The 20,055-nt window shown below is 38.1% G+C and carries 13 protein-coding genes and 2 pseudogenes; 14 read left to right on the top strand and 1 reads right to left on the bottom strand.

Features of this window, described 5'->3' with window-relative positions:
- Positions 1–19 precede the first annotated feature (19 nt).
- The 9 genes and pseudogenes from J6L97_RS04155 to J6L97_RS04195 all read left to right on the top strand — a co-directional run.
- The gene (locus J6L97_RS04155; RefSeq protein WP_005719368.1) at positions 20–1,681 is read left to right on the top strand and encodes a DAK2 domain-containing protein; all 1,662 of its coding nucleotides are present in this window, start codon (positions 20–22) and stop codon (positions 1,679–1,681) included.
- 2 nt (positions 1,682–1,683) lie between these two features.
- Positions 1,684–3,720, top strand: a complete 2,037-nt coding sequence (gene recG, locus J6L97_RS04160; RefSeq protein ID WP_057726639.1) for an ATP-dependent DNA helicase RecG — start codon at positions 1,684–1,686, stop codon at positions 3,718–3,720.
- 19 nt (positions 3,721–3,739) lie between these two features.
- On the top strand, positions 3,740–4,741 hold the full coding sequence (gene plsX / locus J6L97_RS04165) for a phosphate acyltransferase PlsX (protein ID WP_057726638.1): 1,002 nt from the start codon (positions 3,740–3,742) through the stop codon (positions 4,739–4,741).
- A gap of 30 nt (positions 4,742–4,771) precedes the next feature.
- The gene (acpP, locus tag J6L97_RS04170) at positions 4,772–5,014 is read left to right on the top strand and encodes an acyl carrier protein (protein WP_057726637.1); all 243 of its coding nucleotides are present in this window, start codon (positions 4,772–4,774) and stop codon (positions 5,012–5,014) included.
- A 118-nt stretch (positions 5,015–5,132) separates the two neighbouring features.
- Positions 5,133–6,149, top strand: a complete 1,017-nt coding sequence (locus J6L97_RS04175; RefSeq protein WP_057726636.1) for an ABC transporter ATP-binding protein — start codon at positions 5,133–5,135, stop codon at positions 6,147–6,149.
- A gap of 3 nt (positions 6,150–6,152) precedes the next feature.
- Positions 6,153–7,139 carry an ATP-binding cassette domain-containing protein gene (locus J6L97_RS04180; protein ID WP_005723128.1) on the top strand — a complete coding sequence of 329 codons (987 nt, stop codon included), beginning with the start codon at positions 6,153–6,155 and terminating at the stop codon, positions 7,137–7,139.
- Between the two features lie 2 nt (positions 7,140–7,141).
- Positions 7,142–8,101, top strand: coding sequence for an oligopeptide ABC transporter permease (gene opp4B, locus J6L97_RS04185; RefSeq protein ID WP_005719359.1), 960 nt, complete (start codon positions 7,142–7,144; stop codon positions 8,099–8,101).
- Positions 8,102–8,115: 14 nt separating this feature from the next.
- A complete protein-coding gene (locus tag J6L97_RS04190; protein ID WP_057726634.1) occupies positions 8,116–9,045 on the top strand; it encodes an ABC transporter permease in 930 nt (309 codons plus the stop codon).
- Between the two features lie 211 nt (positions 9,046–9,256).
- A pseudogene (locus tag J6L97_RS04195) lies at positions 9,257–10,882 on the top strand (oligopeptide ABC transporter substrate-binding protein); the annotation flags it as partial.
- Between the two features lie 63 nt (positions 10,883–10,945).
- On the opposite strand, the gene J6L97_RS04200 reads toward J6L97_RS04195, so the two are convergent.
- Positions 10,946–12,124: an IS256 family transposase gene (locus J6L97_RS04200; RefSeq protein ID WP_005728142.1), complete on the bottom strand. Its 1,179-nt coding sequence runs from the start codon at positions 12,122–12,124 to the stop codon at positions 10,946–10,948.
- Between the two features lie 132 nt (positions 12,125–12,256).
- Between J6L97_RS04200 and J6L97_RS11330 the strand changes: the two are divergent.
- The 5 genes and pseudogenes from J6L97_RS11330 to ftsY form a co-directional block, all read left to right on the top strand.
- Positions 12,257–12,388, top strand: a pseudogene (locus J6L97_RS11330) (oligopeptide ABC transporter substrate-binding protein); the annotation flags it as partial.
- 198 nt (positions 12,389–12,586) lie between these two features.
- A complete protein-coding gene (locus J6L97_RS04205) occupies positions 12,587–14,356 on the top strand; it encodes an oligopeptide ABC transporter substrate-binding protein (protein WP_054832830.1) in 1,770 nt (589 codons plus the stop codon).
- Between the two features lie 106 nt (positions 14,357–14,462).
- The gene (gene rnc, locus J6L97_RS04210) at positions 14,463–15,152 is read left to right on the top strand and encodes a ribonuclease III (RefSeq protein WP_057726617.1); all 690 of its coding nucleotides are present in this window, start codon (positions 14,463–14,465) and stop codon (positions 15,150–15,152) included.
- Between the two features lie 12 nt (positions 15,153–15,164).
- The gene (gene smc, locus J6L97_RS04215; RefSeq protein WP_057726616.1) at positions 15,165–18,734 is read left to right on the top strand and encodes a chromosome segregation protein SMC; all 3,570 of its coding nucleotides are present in this window, start codon (positions 15,165–15,167) and stop codon (positions 18,732–18,734) included.
- Positions 18,735–20,033 (top strand): signal recognition particle-docking protein FtsY, encoded by a 1,299-nt coding sequence (gene ftsY / locus J6L97_RS04220; RefSeq protein ID WP_057726615.1) that lies wholly within the window; start codon positions 18,735–18,737, stop codon positions 20,031–20,033.
- Positions 20,034–20,055: the final 22 nt, after the last annotated feature.

Raw genomic sequence — 20,055 nt, forward strand, 5'->3', positions numbered from 1 at the left:
CAAGCGGAGGTTTTAAATAGTGGTTTTAAATGAGATAGATAGTAAGCAATTTAGAGATATGGTACGTGTTGCCACTCATCGAATTGGTAAAAATGCGGAGTTTGTTAACTCTTTGAATGTTTTCCCAGTTCCTGATGGTGATACTGGTACTAATATGAACTTAACCATTGAAAGTGGTGCTAAGGCTGTTTCGGAAAATCCAAGTACTAGTGTTAGTGATTTAACTGAAAGCTTGGCTAAAGGTATGCTAATGGGTGCCCGTGGTAACAGTGGGGTTATCACTTCACAATTATTCCGTGGCTTTTACAAGGCTACCCAAGGGATGAAGACCTTAACTGCACAGGAATTAGCAAATGCTTTTTCAAATGGTGTTGCTACTGCTTATAAGGCTGTAATGAAGCCAGTTGAAGGTACTATTCTTACTGTAGCTCGTGTTGCTGCACAAGCCGGTGCTACTAAGGCCAATGACACCGACGATGTAACTGAAGTAATGAAAGCTGTAGTTGAAGGTGCTAAGAAGGCTCTTAAGTCAACTCCAGATTTATTGCCTGTTTTGAAGCAAGTTGGTGTAGTTGACTCAGGTGGTCAAGGCCTTTTGTTTATCTATGAAGGCTTTTTGGAAGGCTTAATGGGTGAAAACTTTGCAGATCAATATCAACCTGACGAAAATGAAATGGATGAAATGATCAATGCAATGCACCACCAATCTTCAGTTCAAAGCCAATTGGCTACTCAAGATATTAAAAATGGTTACTGTACTGAAATCATGGTTGATCTTGATGCCGATGTGCCAAATAAAAAGAAGTTTGATTTGGAAGAATTTAGAAAGCACTTGTCTGGCTTGGGCGATTCATTATTAGCTGTTTCTGATGGTGAAATTGCTAAGGTTCACGTTCATACTGAACACCCTGGTGATGTTTTCCAATACGGTAGTCAGTTTGGTCAATTAGGCAAGATCAAGATTGATAACATGAGAATCCAACACGAAAGCATCGTTGACCAAGATGAAGAACAACAAGAAGCAGTTGATTTTGCAGTGATCGCAGTTGCTTCAGGTAACGGTATTCGTAAGTTGTTTGAAAGTGAAGGGGTAAATCGTATTATCTCGGGTGGGCAAACGATGAACCCATCAACTCAAGACTTTATTGATGCAATCAAGAAGTCTGGTGCGAAGAAAGCTATTGTCTTGCCAAACAACGGTAATATTGTTATGGCTGCTAAGCAGGCTGCTGAAGTTAGTGATATTCCGGTTGGTATTGTACCAACTAAGACTATTTCTCAGGGTTTAACCGCAATGCTTTCATTCAATCCAGATGCATCTGTTGATGAAAATGTGGAAGCTATGACAGAGGACTTAGATACGGTTGTTTCAGGTGAAGTTACTCAAGCTACCCGTGATACTGAAATCGATGAAGTAGAAATTCATAAGAATGACTACTTGGGAATTGTTGATGGCAAGATTAAGGTTGACAATGCTGATTTAATTAAGACTACTGTTGATATGATTGAAAAGATGCTGGATGAAGATTCAGAAATTATCACAATTATGTTTGGCCGTGATGCTAGTGAAGAGCAAGCACAAGAAGTAGTTGAACAACTTGAAGCCAAACATGATGATCTTGAATTTGAAATTCATGATGGTGGTCAACCTGTATATCACTTCTTAGTATCAGTTGAATAACAATGATTGATAATGCATTATTTGCTCCTGTCACAGACTTAAAGGGTGTAGGGACAAAGACTACAGCTGCATTAGGAAGCTTAGGCATCTATAGTATTTATGATTTGCTTTTTTACTTTCCTTTTCGTTATGACGAATTACAAACATTACCGTTAGATCAAATCATGGATGGTCAAAAAGTAATGCTAAAGGGAATAGTAGCCACTGAAGCGTTTGTTAGTAGTTTTGGCTATAAGAAAACGCGCTTAAGTTTCAAGATGAGAATTGACCATGATGTGATCATGGTCAATTTTTTTAATCAGCCGTGGTTAAAAAATAAAATTGAGATCGGACAAGAAGTAGCTATTTATGGTAAATACAATGTTGCCCGGCAAAGTTTAACGGCCTTTAAATTCGTAGCAGCCAAAGAAAATGATAGTGGTATGGCGCCGATTTATCCGGTTAATCGACATGTTAAGCAAAAAAAATTAGTAGATCTAATTAATGTGGCTATTGACGATTTTATTGATCAAGTGCAGGATATTGTTCCGGAAAAGTTGCGGCAAGAATATCGTCTTTTAAAAGACCAAGTAATTATTGAAAAAATGCACCACCCTAAGAATAGTCATGAGGCTGAACTAGCTAAGAGAAGTGCAATTTTTCGTGAGTTTTTTATTTTTGAATTACAATTAGCTTTATTGACCCGTAATGATGGTAAACAAATGGGTTATGCAAAGAAATACGATCTGACAGAAATTGCTCAATTAACTAAATCTCTGCCATTTGAATTATCAGATGATCAAAAGCATGTGGTTAATGAAATCTTTGCTGATATGCATTCTGATGGTCAAATGCGGCGACTTTTGCAGGGTGATGTTGGTTCTGGAAAAACTGTTGTAGCCGTTTATGCGATTTTTGCAGCCATTACAGCTGGCTATCAGGCGGCTTTGATGGTGCCAACAGAAATTCTGGCAACTCAGCATTTCAAAAAAATCGATGAATTGTTGCGTCCTTTAGGTGTGCGAGTAGCTCTTTTAACAGGCAATACAAAAACACTGGAGCGGCGTGAGATCTACCGTGAATTAACTGATGGCACGATTAATGTGGTAATTGGCACTCATGCTTTAATTCAAGATAGTGTTATCTTTAAAAAATTAGGTCTAGTCATTATTGATGAGCAGCACCGTTTTGGTGTAGGACAACGACAAGCTTTGATTAATAAAGGCGATCAACCAGATATTTTGGCAATGACCGCTACGCCAATCCCGCGGACGCTGGCTTTGACAGTTTATGGTGATATGACAGTCTCTGAAATACATCATTTACCAGCCGGAAGAAAGCCAATTATTTCCACATGGAAAACAAGTAGTCAAATGAAGGAAGTCTATCGACAAATGCAAGAGCAGCTAAATCAAGGCTTTCAGATTTACGCTGTGACACCATTGATTACCGAGTCAGAGACGTTAGACTTAAAAAATGCAGAAGAATTGCATGAAAAATTAAGCCATGATTTTCCTAATCACAAGGTAGTCCTGCTTCATGGTCAAATGCCAGGTGCGCAAAAAGATGAGATTATGACTGCATTTGCAGCTGGTGAGATCGATATTTTAGTAACTACCAGTGTGATTGAAGTTGGAGTTGATGTGGCTAATGCCAATATGATGGTGATTTATAATGCTGATCGTTTTGGCTTAAGTCAATTGCACCAACTGCGTGGTCGAATTGGTCGAGGACAAACACAAAGTTATTGTGTCTTTCTAGCTGATCCTAAGACCGATTCAGGTAAAGCAAGAATGAAAATTATTGCGTCGACCAATGACGGCTTCAAATTAGCTGAAGAAGATTTAAAGATGCGCGGTGAAGGTGATTTGTTTGGTAAGGCTCAGTCAGGATTGCCAGAATTTCGTGTGGGTGATGTAGTAAATAACTACGATACATTGGTCGTTGCGCAAAAAGAAGCACGAGCTTTGGTTGCGGCTGATCCTGATTTATCAGATCCAGGACATAAGGCACTTAAGCAAGTGCTAGAATATAAGCAATTAGAGCAAAACAGAATTTAGAAAAGATTGTGGTGAATATATGAGAACAATTGCAATTGATGCGATGGGTGGCGAAAATGCCCCAGATGCAATCGTTAAGGCGGTTTTACAAGCTAAAACTGGAATGCCTGAGACTAAATTTTTATTATTTGGTGATAAAGAAGCATTAAGAAAACTAATCCCTGAAGATCAAATTAATGATCAATTAGGAGTTGTACCTACAACAGAAGTTATTGCTGATGAAGATGAACCAGTTAAGGCAATCAGAAAAAAGAAAGACTCTTCAATGGTTGTGGCAGCTAACTTCGTTAAGGAAGGAAAAGCTGATGCGTTGCTTTCCTTAGGCAATACTGGTGCATTGCTTGCTTGTGGAATTTTTATTATTGGTCGAATCAAGGGGATTGTTCGTCCAGGTTTGATGCCTACTTTACCTGTTCAAAATAGTGACGATGGCTTCAATATGGTTGATGTTGGTGCTAATGCTAAGAGTAAGCCAGAATATCTTTTACAATGGGCCGAAATGGCTTCATACTATGCAGAAAAAATCCGTGGTATTCAAAATCCGCGAGTAATGCTCTTAAATAATGGAGCTGAAAGCGACAAGGGTGATGATGTTCACCAAAAGGCCTATGAATTGCTTAAAGAAAGTAATTTGAATTTCTTAGGTAATATTGAAGGTAATGAATTGCTATTAGGCAAGGCAGATGTGGTAGTAACCGATGGCTTTACCGGAAACGCTGTACTTAAGAACATTGAAGGAACCTCTAGCGTCTTGCTTCATTTATTAAAAGATAGTTTATTAAATGGCGGTGTAATGACCAAGTTAGGTGCCTTAATGGTGAAGGGCTCGTTATCAAGCTTAAAATCTAAATTTGATACGGCTAAATATGGCGGTGCAGTTTTACTAGGCGTTAATGCACCGGTAGTTAAAACCCACGGTAGATCAAATGAACGTCCAATTTATTTCACTCTTAAGCAAGTAGATAAAATGGTTAAAGAAAAACTTGTTGCAGATTTTAGAGACGAATTCGCTGAAAAATAGTACAATGTTTTATTAAAAAGGAGAAGTTTTATGTCAGAAGAAGAAATTTTTAATAAAATCAAGGACATGATCGCTGATAATTTTGATGTTGATAAAGACAAGATTACTGAAAACACTAATTTTATGGACGATTTAGATGCTGATTCAATTGATTTGGTTGAATTTATTTTGCAATTGGAAGATGAATTTGGCGCAGAAATTCCTGACGATGAAGCTGAAAAAATTAAAACAATTGGTGATGCTGTTTCATATATTAAGTCTCATCAAGGATAATTTTCTAAAAAAAGCCGTGTCGTGATTTGCATACGACCGGCTTTGTGTTTATATTTAGAAAATAAATAGAAAAGATTAAATGCTTTTAATAAAAAAGCTCGAGATGGAGGAATGACCTTTGGAGAAGCAGAGTGATCTTTTATTAGATATTCAACACCTGCATACGGCATACCGTTTGCAAGGGAAATTCTATGATGCGGCAGACGATGTTAATCTGACTCTGAAGCGCGACGAGATTTTAGCCATCGTTGGTGAATCTGGTTGTGGTAAGAGTACAATTGCCTCAAGTATCATTGGATTGTACGACCATAAAAATACTAAAGTAACAGGGGACATTCTTTACAATGAATTAAACCTAGTTGGCTTGAATGAATCACTTTTCAATAAGATTCGTGGGGACAAGATCGGAATGATCTTCCAGGACCCGTTAGCCAGCTTGAACCCATTGATGCGTGTTGGTGACCAAGTTGCTGAAACTCTTTATTACCACACTGATATGGACGAAAAAACACGTCACGCACGTGTCATTGAATTGTTTAATCAAGTAGGAATGCCAAAGCCTGAAGAAATGTACGAAATGTACCCACATGAGTTGTCTGGTGGGCTTCGTCAGCGTGTTGTAATTGCGATGGCGATTGCATGTAAGCCTGAAGTTATTATTGCCGATGAACCAACAACAGCTTTGGATGTTACTATTCAAGCTCAAATTTTGGATTTGCTTGAAGATATTCAAAAACAATCCCACTCAGGGATTATTTTGATCACTCACGACTTAGGTGTTGTAGCAGAAACTGCTGATGAAGTTGCAGTCATGTATGCTGGTCAAATTGTTGAAAAATCTGATGTAAAGACAATTTTTGAAAACCCACTTCATCCATATACTCGATCATTACTTAACTCAATGCCTCAATCAGACGATACGGATGAAGATCTTCATGTAATTCACGGTACTGTGCCATCTTTGAAGAATATGCCACGTACTGGTGATAGATTTGCTGCAAGAATTCCTTGGATTCCTGCTAGCGCACATGAAGAAGAACCTAAGGTGCATGAAGTTGCGCCAGGTCACTGGGTAAGATGTACTTGCTGGAAGTCATTCCACTTTGAGGATGAAAAGACAGCAAGTGGGGAGTAGTTTATGGCAAAAGAAATTATTCAAATCAAAGATTTAAAGGTCTATTACCCAATTCGCTCTGGATTTTGGAACAGAATTACTGATTATGTCCGTGCCGTTGATGGGATTAATTTCTCAATTGGTGAAGGTGAAACTTACGGTTTAATCGGTGAATCTGGTTCTGGTAAATCTACTACCGGTAAGGCGATTGTTGGGGTTGAAAAAGTTACAAGTGGTCAAATCATGTATAAGGGTTTGGACGTAACTAAGGCAAGCAACCGTAAGAAGCTTGATTATAATAAAGATGTTCAAATGATCTTCCAGGATTCAATGTCAAGTTTGAACCCAAGAAAGAGAATTGAAGATATCATTGCAGAGCCAATTAGAAACTTTGAAAATCTGACTACTGATCAAGAACGTGATCGTGTTCAAGAATTGTTGGATATTGTAGGGATGCCTAGTGATGCGATCTACAAGTACCCACATGAATTCTCAGGTGGTCAGCGTCAGAGAATCGGTGTTGCTCGTGCCGTTGCTACTAACCCTAAGTTAATTGTTGCGGATGAACCAACGTCTGCTTTGGACTTGTCAGTTCAAGCACAGGTTTTGAACTTCATGAAGCACATTCAACAACAATACAACATTGCTTACTTGTTCATTTCACACGACTTGGGTGTTGTTAAGCACATGTCAGAAAACTTGGCAATCATGCACCGTGGTCGTTTGGTTGAATTAGGTAGCCGTGAAGAAATCTACAAGCACCCAATTCACATCTATACTAAGCGTTTGCTTTCCGCTATTCCTCAAGTTGATGTTGAACATCGTGAAGAACACAAGAAACATCGCGAACAAGTTGAAAAAGAATTTGAAGAAAATCAAAGTAAATGGTACGACAAGGATGGTCGTGTATATCCATTACAACAAGTAGCACCTAAGCACTGGGTAGCTTTGCCAAAAGATATGGCCCACGAAGCTAAACTTGAAGAATTAGAAGAAAAGGAGAGTGATTAAGCATGTGGAAAACGATTTTACGGCGTTTGTTAATCATGATCCCTCAATTGATTATCTTGAGTTTGCTGGTCTTCCTTTTGGCTAAAATGATGCCTGGTGACCCATTCAGTGGATCAATTAACCCTAACACCGACCCTAAACAAATTGAAGCCTTAAAACGGGCTGCAGGTCTGTTTGATCCATGGTACGTGCAATACTTTAGATGGGTGGGCAACTTGTTCCATGGTGATCTTGGTACAAGTTACATCCAGCACGTTCCTGTAACTTCATTGATTGCCGATCGTGCAAATAACACCTTCTGGTTATCACTTTTAACTACTATTTTGACTTATAGTATTGCTATCCCTCTTGGTATTACTTCAGGTCGTCACCAAGACGAATGGCAAGATACTAGTGTTAGAATTTTTAACTACATCACCTTGGCTACCCCAGGATTCGTATTCTACATCTTAGGTTTGTGGCTCTTCGGTTTCACCTTGGGCTGGTTCCCAATTTCTGGTTCTGTTTCAGCTAGTGCCTCTGGTTTCTGGGGCGTACTTGGCAGTAGAATCTATCACATGATTTTGCCAGCAATTCTGTATGCCTTGATTACTACTACTGGTACTGTTCAGTACTTAAGAACTGGGATTGTTGATAACAAGGTTGAAGACTACGTAAGAACCGCTCGTAGTAAGGGTGTGCCTGAAAATGTCGTCTTCAACAAGCACATTTTACGTAACTCATTATTGCCAATCGCTGCCTTCCTTGGTAACACTATTACCGGTTTGCTTAGTGGTTCAATGATCATTGAAAGTGTATTTAGTTACCCTGGTATGGGTAAGTTGTTCCTTGACTCAATTGGTCAACGTGACTACACTACTCTGACTGCTTTGATTTTGATCTTTGGTATCTTGACTCTAATTGGTAACTTATTGTCAGATATCATTATGAGTATCATTGACCCACGTATTAGAATTCAATAGGGAGGAGAGAAAAAATGGCTGATAAAAAAGAAAAAGCTACAAAGAAAGCTACTAAAGAAGACGCAAAGCAAAAGGCTACTCTCCCACCTTCTGGATTCAAGGTGGCAATGCACGAAATTGTGCGTTCAAAGTCTGCTTTAACAGCTTTGATTATCATTATCGTAATTTTACTGTTTACATTCGGTGGTTCATTATTCTTGAACCGTGCTCAAGTAACTGAAATGAACATTGCGGATTCATATTATGGTTGGGGTGAAGCAGGCCACTTGTTAGGTACTGATGACGGTGGTCGTGACATCTTGAAGCTGCTAATCATGGGTGGACGTAACTCAATCATGATCGGTATTTCAGTTACTGTAATTACTGAAATTGTTGGTTTGGTAGTCGGTTTGGTTTCTGGTTACTTTGGTGGAACAATTGACTCAGTTATCATGAGAATAGTTGACTTTATCCAGATTTTGCCACAAATGCCAATTATTATTGTTTTGACTACTGTTATTCCTAACTACAATGCCGTAACTTTGGTATTCTTGATTGCGATGTTTGGTTGGACGGTCACGGCACGTTACTTCCGTTCGTTCGTCCTATCGCAGCGTGGTCGTGACTATGTTTTGGCATCTAAGACTTCAGGTTCATCTAACTTTAAGATTATGTTCCGTGAAGTTTTGCCAAACATTACTTCAATGATTATCATTGACGTTGTTTTGAGTATTGCTGGTAACATTGGTATTGAAACTAGTTTGTCATTCTTGAACTATGGTTTACCAAGTACTACGCCATCACTTGGTACTTTGATTGGTTTTGCCAATGACCCAGTTAACGTTATTAACCGTCCATGGTTGTGGTTGCCTGCTACTATCTTGCTTTTGGTAATTTCCTTAAGTATTAACTATGTTGGTCAAGCTCTGCAACGTGCTGGTGACGCAAGACAGCGTGAAAACTAATAAAGTAATAATTAAATTAAAACAGCTCTATCGCTTAGTAGAGCTGTTTTTTGTTTATATAACTAAAATCTTATTTAAAGTAAATAAAATAAATATTAAAAATTATTTCATAAAACTATTGCATTTCTAATTTATGGCGGTATTATTTAATCATCAACTTGATTCAAATAACTATTGAAAAAGAATTGTATCCTAGATGGGGGAAACAAGTATGAAATTATCAAGAGTATTGGGTTCAGTAGGAGTCGTTTCTGCGGCAGCGTTAGCTTTAGTTGCTTGTGGTAAGAGTAGCAATAACAATGCTGGCGCAAAGGATGCCAAGAAGTTTAAGGAAACTACTCCAGTTAAGGCAGTCAAAAAGGGCGGCACTTTATCATATGCTGAAGAAACTGATACACCTTTTACAGGTATTTTTAACAATGAATTATCAACTTCTGCTATTGACACAGATGTAGCACAGTTTGGTAATGAATCATTATTTGATACTGATGACAGTTACAAGATTAATAGCAAGGGACCTGCAACTTTTAAGTTGGACCGTAAAACTAAGACTATCACTATTGAAGTTAAAAAAGGTGTTAAGTGGTCAGATGGTAAGCAGGTTACTGCAAAAGATGTAGAGTATGAATATGAAGTTATGGCTAACAAGGGCACAAAGTCTCAACGTTATACTGCTTCACTTCAAAACATTGTTGGTGTAACTGAATATCATGATGGCAAAGCTAAGACTATTTCAGGTATTGATATGCCAGATGGAGCAAATGGACGTAAAGTTGTAATTCACTTCAAAGAAATGAAACCAGGTATGCTTCAATCAGGTAACGGTTACTTCCTTGAAACTGCAAGTCCATACCATCAATTAAAGAGGATTCCATTTAATAAACTGGAATCTTCTGATGCTGTTCGTAAGAATCCATTGTTCTTTGGCCCTTACAAGATTAGCAAGATTGTTCGTGGTCAATCAATTACTTGGGTACCTAACAAATACTACTGGAGAGGTAAGCCAAATCTTGATAAAATTACTGTTTCAGTAATTAATTCAAATTCTGCTTCTCAAGCAATTAAGAGTCATAAGTTTGATATTGCACAAGTTGTTAACTCACAATGGCAACAAGTTAAGAATACTAAGAAAGTCAACTTTGTAGCTAAGGTTCCACTTCAATATGGTTACATGGGCTTTAAGGTTGGTAAATGGGAACATGGCAAGAACGTCATGAATCCTAAGGCCAAGATGAACAATAAGTCACTTCGTCAAGCTATGGCTTACGCTATGAACATCGATGCTGTTACTAAGCGTTACACTCAAGGTCTGAGCTTCAGAATTCCAACTTTAATCCCAGAACAATTCGGGCAATACTTTGATAAGAATGTTAAGGGCTACTCATACAACCTTAAGAAGGCAAACCAATTGCTTGATAAGGCTGGTTATAAGAAGAAAGGTACTTACAGAGTACAACCAAATGGTAAGCCTTTAACTATTCACCTTGCAGCTATGACTGGTAGTTCAACTCAAGAACCAATCATTAGAAACTACATCCAACAATGGAAGAAGATTGGCTTGAACGTTAAGTTGACTGGTGGTCGTTTGATCGAATTCAACTCATTCTACGATAAGGTTCAGAATGATTCTAAAGATGTTGATGTATTTATGGCAGCATGGTCACTTTCAAGTGAACCATCACCAAATGACCTTTACAACGAGAAGGCTCCATTCAACTTTACTCGTTTTGTAACCAAGAAGAATAGTCAACTTCTTGAAGAAATGGACTCACAAAAAGCATTTAATACTAAATATAGAGTTGATAAATTCCATGAGTGGCAAAAGTACATGAATGATGGAAACTGTCAAATCTTTTGTGTAAATAGATCTTTCTCGTAAATTGATTTTTTAATTATTTATTTAATCAAAGTAGGATTCTAAGGTGTCCTGAACCTGACCAAAGCCTTTATGAATTCGATTGAAATAACGGTCATTGTAGCTCATTGCCTGGATGCCAATAAATGCATCAAGCGACTGTTCAGTTGGAAATTCTGCCTTAGGCTTAGCTTTACGCTTGATGACGTTGTTAAAGGATTCAATCATATTGGTTGAATAAATTGAAGCTCTGATTTGTTTGGGATAATTGTAGAAGACTAGCAGATCGGGCTCAATTTCCTTCAAACCTTTGATGACATGGCTATAAGCTTTATTCCATTTGGCATAGAATTTGTGCAAGACAGCTGCAGCTTCTTTTTTGCTTGTCTGTTGATGTATCTGCTTGAATTCGTTCATGATCTTTTCACGATCGTCGACGCGTACTTTAGCGCAGATATTGCGCATGACATGAACCAGGCAGCGTTGAAAATGAGCTTTAGGATAAGTCCTGGCCAAGGCTGTTTTCATGCCAACAACACCATCAGAAAGAAAAAGCTCAACTTGCTTCAAGCCTCTGGACTTCATGTTTTGAAGCATCTCTGTCCAAACTTCAATGTTCTCACTAGGAGCAATGCAGTAGTCAATGACTTCCTTATGTCCATTAGGTTTAATGCCAATGGCAATATATACTGCTTCACGCTCAAACGTTTCTCGGCGCAAAGGAAGGTATGTCGCATCCAAATAGACACAGAAAAACTTGTCGCTTAGCTTGCGCTTGTGATAAGCCTCAATCTTGGGGAGCATCTGCTTGGAAATATTTGATACTTGAGCTGGACTATAATGACTGCCATACATTTTCTCAATCAAGTCAGCGATTTCTCTGGTAGTTACGCCTTTGGAGTATAGCTTGATAATCGTGCTTTCCAAAACATCAGAGTGCTGCTTGTAGTCAGGCAGCGTGTGCTGATGAAACTGACCGTTGCGGTCTCGAGGCACTTGCACTTCAATTGGTCCAAACTGGGTATCAACCTTGCGGAAATAAGCACCATTTCTAGAATTGCCAGTATTCCAGCCATTTCTGGCATAGGGATCATAGCCTAGAAAGGCAGTCAACTCAGCTTCTAGCAAGTTATTAACAGCCTGTTGTAGCTCTTTGCGCAATAAATCATTTATTTTGTCTGGATTGAATAGAGCTTGAGCAAAATCTTTGGTAAAATCATTCATGAAGGAGTTCTTCTTTCTGTATGTGTTTTTTTGTTCAAACCAATCATACGAGAAAGGAACTCCTTTTTCTAATGTTTAAAGAAATAAATTTAAGGAATCATTCATCCTTACACAAACTATTTTACAGTCTCGAATGATGAAGCTTATGTTGTTCCAACTACAAATGCATACAGCATCCAAGCAGTTAACAGTAAGATTACAGGCTTCTCACTTAAGCCATCAGATGCCAACTCATTATGGTACAAGGTTGGTTACGCTAAGTAATTCATTGATCATTAGTAAAATTAAACTCCAAAATTCTAAACATAAACAAATTCCTTATATTAAATTCTAATAACTAACTAATAGAAAAGACAGGTATCTTAATCCAAATGCCTGTCTTTTTCATGCTATTGTTATGTTTTTGTAATAGTGATAAAATTAAAAGGTCAACTTGCTCCAAGTAATGGAGGAATTTTACTAATGAAAAAGGCGAAACTTTTTGCTGGTATTACACTTTTATCAAGTGTAGCTCTTACTTTAGCTGCTTGTGGTAAATCAGAATCACGTTCTGATGAATCAAAGACAGCTGCTAAATTTAAGGAAACAGTACCTACTAAGGCTACTAAGAATGGCGGTACTGTTAAGGTTGCTGTTGAAGCTGATACCCCATTTACTGGTATCTTCAACGACGAACTTTCAACTTCAGCTACTGATACTGAAGTTATGCAATATGGTGCAGAATCACTTTTTGGTACTGATGATCACTATGTTTTTAACAACAAGGGTGCAGCTACTATCAAGGTTGATCAAAAGGCTAAGACCGTAACTGTTGAAATTAAGAAGGGCGTTAAGTGGTCAGATGGCAAGCAAGTAACTGCTAAGGACTATGAATACGCTTATGAAATTATTGCTAACAAAGACACTAAGTCACAACGTTACACTTCAAGTTTAGCTGATTTGGAAGGCTTGCAAGAATATCATGAAGGTAAGTCAAAGACTATCTCAGGCTTTGAAATGCCAGATGGCGAAAACGGTCGTAAAGCTGTTCTTCACTTTAAGACGATGAAGCCTGGTATGAACACTTCAGGTAATGGTTACATTTGGGAAGCTGCTGCTCCTTACCACTACTTGAAAGATGTTAAATTCAAGGACTTAATGTCAAGTGATAAGATTCGTAAGAAGCCATTGTTCTTTGGTGCTTACAAATTGCAAAAGGTTGTTCGTGGACAATCAGTAACTTGGGTTCCTAACGAATACTACTACAAGGGTAAGCCAAAGCTTTCAAAGATTACTGCTACAGTAATTAACCCTAACTCAGTTGCTCAAAGTATTAAGTCAAGAAAGTTTGATGTTACTCAAGTAATCAATTCACAGTGGAAGAACATTAAGAATACTAAGGGCGTTAACTTTATCGCTAAGATTCCACTACAATACTCATACTTAGGCTTTAAGGGTGGTAAGTGGGATGCCAAGAAGGGCGAAAACGTAATGGACAAGAATTCTAAGATGAATAACAAGGCCTTACGTCAAGCAATTGGTTACGGTATGAACGTTGACCAAGTTTACAAGCGTTACTCATTTGGTTTATCATTCAGAGTTCCAACTTTGATTCCAAAACAATTTGGTGATTACTTTGACAAGGATATTAAGGGTTACACTTACAATATTAAGAAGGGTAATGAAATCTTGGATAAGGCTGGCTTCAAGAAGAAGGGTACTTATCGTGTACAACCTAATGGCAAGCCTTTAACTATTCGTTTAGCTGCTATGACTGGTAGTTCAACTAAAGAGCCAATCGTTCAAAACTACATCCAACAATGGAAGAAGATGGGCTTGAACGTTAAGTTAACTAGTGGTCGTTTGATTGAATTCAATTCATTCTACGACAAGGTTCAAAACGATGATCCATCAGTTGACATGTTTATTGGTGCATGGTCACTTTCAAGTGAACCATCACCAAACGACCTTTATAGTAAGACTGCTCCAATGAACTACTCACGTTTCGTAACCCCTGAAAACACCAAGCTACTTAACGAAATGGATTCACAAAAGGCCTTTAACCACAAGTACAGAGTAGAGAAGTTCCATGAATGGCAAAAGTACATGTTTGATGAAGCTTACGTAATTCCTGTGGCTAATAGTTATTCAATTACTGCCGTTAACAAGAAGCTTACTGGTTACTCACTTAAGCCATCGGATTCAATGGGTAATGGTTTCCCTAACTGGTACAATGTTGCTTACGCTAAGTAAAGTGATTGCTTAGAACTACAAAAGACTGTTTCTAAATTTTAGAAGCAGTCTTTTTTCTGTGACCCGAAAACTGGTATAATTTATAGGTATAAAAAGGGGCATTTTTATGGTAAGTACAAAGTTTTTAAAAAAATTAAAAGACGATTATAATATCGAATTTAACAATGAAAAGCTATTAGAAGAAGCATTTACGCATTCTTCATATTCAAATGAACATCCCAATGATGGAATTCGCGATTATGAAAAGCTCGAATTTCTTGGGGATGCTGTGCTAGAATTAGCCATTTCAAATTATGTTTATCTTCATTATCCTAAATTGAATGAAGGTGAATTAACTCGTTTGAGATCAAATATTGTACGGACTGAAGGTTTTTCAGAATTTGCAATTGAATGTGGTTTCCAAGATGAGATTCACTTAGGTAATGGTGAAGAAAAAGCTGGAGCACGTCATCGTAAAACTTTGCTGGAAGATGTATTTGAAGCTTTCAATGGGGCACTTTTCCTTGATCAAGGGATGCCAGCAGTTGAACATTTTTTGCATTTAACAGTTTATCCATTGATTGATAAGGGTGAATTCGATGATTCACGCGACTATAAGACTGACTTGCAGGAAGTATTGCAGCAAGATGGTCCTGTGAATATCGAATACACCGTTATTAGTGAATCTCAATTACCTTCACACTTTGTTGTTGAACTAAAAATTAACGGAAAAGTTGAATCAAAAGGTGAGGGTCACAATAAGAAAGCAGCTGAACAACAAGCTGCTAAGGTCGCTTTACAAAAATTAGAAAAATAAGGGGATGAAAAAGTGCCATTAACAGAATTAGTGCTCGATGGTTTTAAATCATTCGCTGATAAGACAACTATTCATTTTGATGATGGAATTACCGGAATCGTTGGTCCTAATGGTTCGGGGAAAAGTAACATTACTGAAGCCGTACGTTGGGTAATGGGTGAATCCAGTGCTAAGTCACTACGTGGAACGAATATGAAGGATGTCATCTTTGCCGGTAGTCAATTTCGCAAGCCGCTCAATAAGGCGGAAGTTACTTTAGTTTTTGATAATAAAGAGCGTGAGTTGGCTTTTGATTCAGATCAGGTCTCAATTACTAGAAGATTTCTGCGATCAGGTGACAGTGAATTTTTAATTAATAATCAGCAAGTGCGGATGCGAGATGTGCGGACACTCTTTCTTGATTCTGGAATTTCACCTAATAGCCTAGCGATTATTTCTCAGGGACGAGTTGATCAGATCTTAAATTCTCGTCCTGAACAAAGAAGAGTAATCTTTGAAGAAGCTGCTGGTGTTTTGCATTTTAAACAACAAAAAGAAGCTGCCAAGGCGCAAATGGAGAAAACCAAGGATAATTTAATTAGAATCAATGACTTGGTTAAAGAACTTGAAGGTCGATTGGAGCCGCTGCATGAGCAAAGTTCGCTGGCTAAAGAATATCAATTTCAAAAGAAGGGACTAGATCAGAAATTAAAAAGTCTATTAGCTTTTGAAATTGAGGATTTAAACCGGCAAAAAGAAGAAGTCCAAAAAGCAGCAGATAGGAACCAAATCCTGTTAACAAAACTGGATAATGAAGTAAAAGGTTCGCAAAGTGCTGTTTCTGAAAAACGGGCAGAATATCAAAAAATTCAAAATGAGCGAGAGCAAACGCAGAGTGAATTATTAAAGCTAAGTGACCAATTATCACAGATCAATACTAACTTGCAGGTCGCACAGCAATCACAACAGTTTAATAATTCAACTAGGGTAGAAACTCAACGTCAAGTTGAAGAATTGAAAAATAGCTTGGTTAAGCTAAAGGATGAATTGTCTGAACTGCAGCGGAATAAAAAGCAACTTAAGCAGGAGCAAGATGCTTTACAAGAGCAGCATGATCAATTGACTGGTGAATTGCACGATGATCCAGAAGAATTGAGTAAGCGACTAGAAGATTGTCGTAACGACTATATTCAACTTTTACAAGATCAGGCTACAACTAATAATCAGATTGTTAATCTGAATGCTGAATTAAAACGTAGTCAGGCAGACACTACTTATCAAAATAGTGATGTAAGCAAGCAGCTAAACGATGCTCGGACTGAACTGGAAAAGCTGAGAACTGAAGGCAAGCAGCTGACAGTTAAGCGGCAAAAGGAAAAAGAAAAATTTGCGCAAGTTAATGATCAAAATAATGATTTAACTAAACAGATTAATCAGATTCGGCAAGCCGTTAACGCAGAGCGCAGTCAATTAGAGAAAGTTGAAGCGCGACATGAAGCTTTAGTAAATATTCAAAAGCGGCATGAGGGTTATTACTACGGTGTACGTAATGTTTTGAATCATCTATCTGATTTCCCTGGTGTGATCGGGGCTGTGGGTGAATTGATTACATTTCCAGTTGAGCTAGAAGCTGCAATGACAACAGCTCTTGGCGGTGGCGTACAGGATTTGATTACTGAAAGCAGAGTTAGTGCTAGGGATGCAATTAATCAATTAAAGCGTAGTCGTAGTGGACGAGCTACTTTTTTACCATTAGATGGCTTGCGTCAATACACTATTCCACAGTCAACTATCACTACTTTGCAATCTTTTAGTGGCTTTAAGGGCGTAGCAAGTGATTTAGTTGAAAGTAAAGCCGATCAAGATATTACTGCTGCGATTAATTATTTGCTGGGTAGTGTGATTATCGTTGATACGATTGATAGTGCAATGTCAATTTCACGTCGAGTTAACCGCTATCGGATTGTTACCTTAGATGGCGATGTGATTTCCCCAGGTGGTTCGATGACTGGTGGTCAAAGAAACCAACGTAATAATTCACCACTGCAGACGGCAACTGAAATTAATCAGTTAGAGAAGCAATTACAGACTTTACGACAAAATTTGGCTGAAGATCAAGAACGGTTAGATGAGCTAGTTACTCAAGGTGAAAAAGTTGCGGCTAAATTGCAACAACTGCGTGATACTTTGCAGGAGACTAATCAAGCGATTAATGAAGCTGCTATTTCTTTCCAAAATCAAGAAAAGGAAGTAAAGCGGCTAACTGATGCTAATAGTTTATATAAATCTCGAGTAAAAGAACAACAAGATCGGATTGCTGCTTTAAAGAAAGAAATCACTCAGGCTAATGATCAGCAGGAACAATTGGCTAAGCAAAATGAAGTACAAAAGGGCAAAATGAATTACTTGCAAGAAAAGATTAAGAACTTCAATAGCTTAAGTCAACGTGTACAAGAGGAATTATCAAAGCTTGATCCTCAAATTGCAGTTTATACTAATAAGTTGGAAAACTTAGCTAGTCAGGAAAAAGAAAAAAATAGTCAGATCACTAATAATCAGAAGCAAACTGATAGCTTAGAGCAGAAATTAACTGAATTAAGTCAAAATGGTGAATTATCAGTTAAGAAGAATTCTGATTTACAAACGCAAAAAGCTGAAATTAAGCAAAAGAATGAAACTCTGCAAAAGAAGCTGAATGAACTTAGTGCGCAATTAGGACAAGTTGATGCGCAGATTAATCAACTTGACCAAGTTGCCAGTCGTAATTATGATTTACGCAAAGATGCAGCAATTGAACAAGAAGATTACTCAGTAAAGATTGCGAAGTTTAATTCCGCAATTGATCAGCGCTTGTCAACTTTGAGTGAAGAGTATGCCTTAACGTTTGAAGCTGCTTTAGAGCAAGCAGAAGGCGAAAATACTGAAGAAAAGCGCAATGAACTGGCTAAAAGCGTGAAGTTGCATCGCATGTCAATTGAAGATATTGGCCAAGTAAATCTTGATTCTATTCAAGAATATGAAGATGTGAAAAAGCGCTATGACTTTTTGAATGGTCAGCAAAATGACCTGTTAAAAGCTCGTGATGACCTTGAAAAGTCAATGAACGAGTTAGATGAAGAAGTTAAGACGCGCTTCAAGAGTACCTTTAATCAAGTAGCATCTAGCTTTAAGAGTATTTTTCCAGTTGTCTTTGGTGGCGGTAAAGCTAGATTGGAACTCACTGAGCCTAATAATTTGCTAGAAACTGGAATTGAGATTATCGCACAGCCGCCTGGCAAAAAGCAGCAACGTTTAAGTCTGCTTTCTGGTGGTGAACGCGCGTTAACCGCAATTACTTTGTTGTTTGCCATGTTGCAGGTTAATCCGGTACCATTTTGTGTACTTGATGAAGTAGAAGCTGCCCTGGATGATGCAAACGTTACTCGTTTTGCGCAATTTTTGCTTAAATACGATATGAAAACCCAATTCATCGTGATCACGCATAGACGAGGGACGATGCGGCAGGCTGACCAACTATATGGTGTGGTTATGCAAGAATCTGGCGTTTCGCAAGTATTGTCGGTATCATTAAAAGAAATGAAGAATAAAAATGAGGTGAAATAGTTGGGTTTATTTGATCGAATAAAAAAATCACTCTTTGGTAAAAAAGACGAAGAGGATGAAAACAAAAAAGAAGAAAAACAGACTGAGCAAGAAAATGAAGCTAAGCCTGAATCAGAGGATAATGATCAAGAATCTGAAAAAGTAGTTGATGAAGCTAAATCGAAAACTGAAACTACTGATGAAGAAGAACAAACAGTAGAAGCACAAGAAGACTCTGAGGTAGAAGCTGAATCTGGTGATGAAGAAAAAGCAGTAGATTTAGATTCTAAACAACAGCCTGAAGAAGTTAAAGTAGAAGAGACTACTGAGACTGAAACAGAAGAACAAGTTGAAGAAACTGAAGTTTCTGATGAGGAGCCAACAGAATCACAAGAACAGCTTTATGAAAAGGGGCTAGAAAAGACTAACAAGGGATTTGGTGCAAGACTTAACGCCTTTTTTGCCAAGTTTAGAACAGTTGATGAAGATTTCTTCGATGATCTAGAAGCCTTATTAATTGAATCTGACGTTGGCTATGAAACTGCTGAACAATTAACTGATGAATTGCGTGAAGAGGCTAAATTGCAAAATGCTAAGTCACGTGATGACTTGAAGCGAGTAATCGTTGAAAAGTTGGTTGACCTTTATGATAAAGGCGGCAATAGCGAAGATGAGCAATTGACGTATAATGCTGAAGCTAAACCTAACGTTTACCTATTTGTTGGGGTTAATGGTGCAGGTAAAACTACTACAATCGGTAAGTTAGCCAAACGTTTTAAGGATGAAGGAAAGTCAGTAATTTTAGCTGCGGCCGATACCTTTAGAGCGGGTGCCGTTGAACAGCTAGTTGAATGGGGAAAACGTGTTGACGTACCCGTAGTTACTGGTAAAGAAAAGGCTGATCCTGCTTCTGTTGTTTATGATGCAACTGAACGGGCAATCAGGGAAAAAGCTGACTATCTTTTAGTCGATACTGCGGGACGCTTGCAAAATAAGAAGAATTTAATGGCTGAATTGGAAAAAATTCAAAGAACAATCAAGAAGCTTTTACCAGATCAGCCAACAGAAACCTTGCTTGTGTTAGATGGTTCAACCGGGCAAAATGCGCTTTTGCAAGCCAAAGACTTTGACAAGACCACCAAATTAACTGGGCTTGTTTTAACTAAGTTGGACGGCTCATCTAAGGGTGGGGTAGTTCTAGCTATCCGTAACGAAATGAATTTGCCGGTTAAATTGGTTGGCTTAGGTGAGAGAGCTGAAGACTTAGCTGATTTTGATGCTGCAAATTATGCGATCGGTCTTTTCCACGGCTGGGTCTAGTGATAAAGTTAGAGATGTAAAT

The sequence above is a fragment of the Lactobacillus crispatus genome, from assembly GCF_018987235.1.
GTDB lineage: Bacteria > Bacillota > Bacilli > Lactobacillales > Lactobacillaceae > Lactobacillus > Lactobacillus crispatus.

Coding starts and splice junctions, on each gene's coding strand:
- plsX (WP_057726638.1), top strand. CDS start 3,740: ATGAGAACAATTGCAATTGATGCGATGGGTGGCGAAAATGCCCCAGAT.
- opp4B (WP_005719359.1), top strand. CDS start 7,142: ATGTGGAAAACGATTTTACGGCGTTTGTTAATCATGATCCCTCAATTG.
- J6L97_RS04190 (WP_057726634.1), top strand. CDS start 8,116: ATGGCTGATAAAAAAGAAAAAGCTACAAAGAAAGCTACTAAAGAAGAC.
- J6L97_RS04200 (WP_005728142.1), bottom strand. CDS start 12,124: ATGAATGATTTTACCAAAGATTTTGCTCAAGCTCTATTCAATCCAGAC.
- acpP (WP_057726637.1), top strand. CDS start 4,772: ATGTCAGAAGAAGAAATTTTTAATAAAATCAAGGACATGATCGCTGAT.
- J6L97_RS04180 (WP_005723128.1), top strand. CDS start 6,153: ATGGCAAAAGAAATTATTCAAATCAAAGATTTAAAGGTCTATTACCCA.
- J6L97_RS04205 (WP_054832830.1), top strand. CDS start 12,587: ATGAAAAAGGCGAAACTTTTTGCTGGTATTACACTTTTATCAAGTGTA.
- recG (WP_057726639.1), top strand. CDS start 1,684: ATGATTGATAATGCATTATTTGCTCCTGTCACAGACTTAAAGGGTGTA.
- rnc (WP_057726617.1), top strand. CDS start 14,463: ATGGTAAGTACAAAGTTTTTAAAAAAATTAAAAGACGATTATAATATC.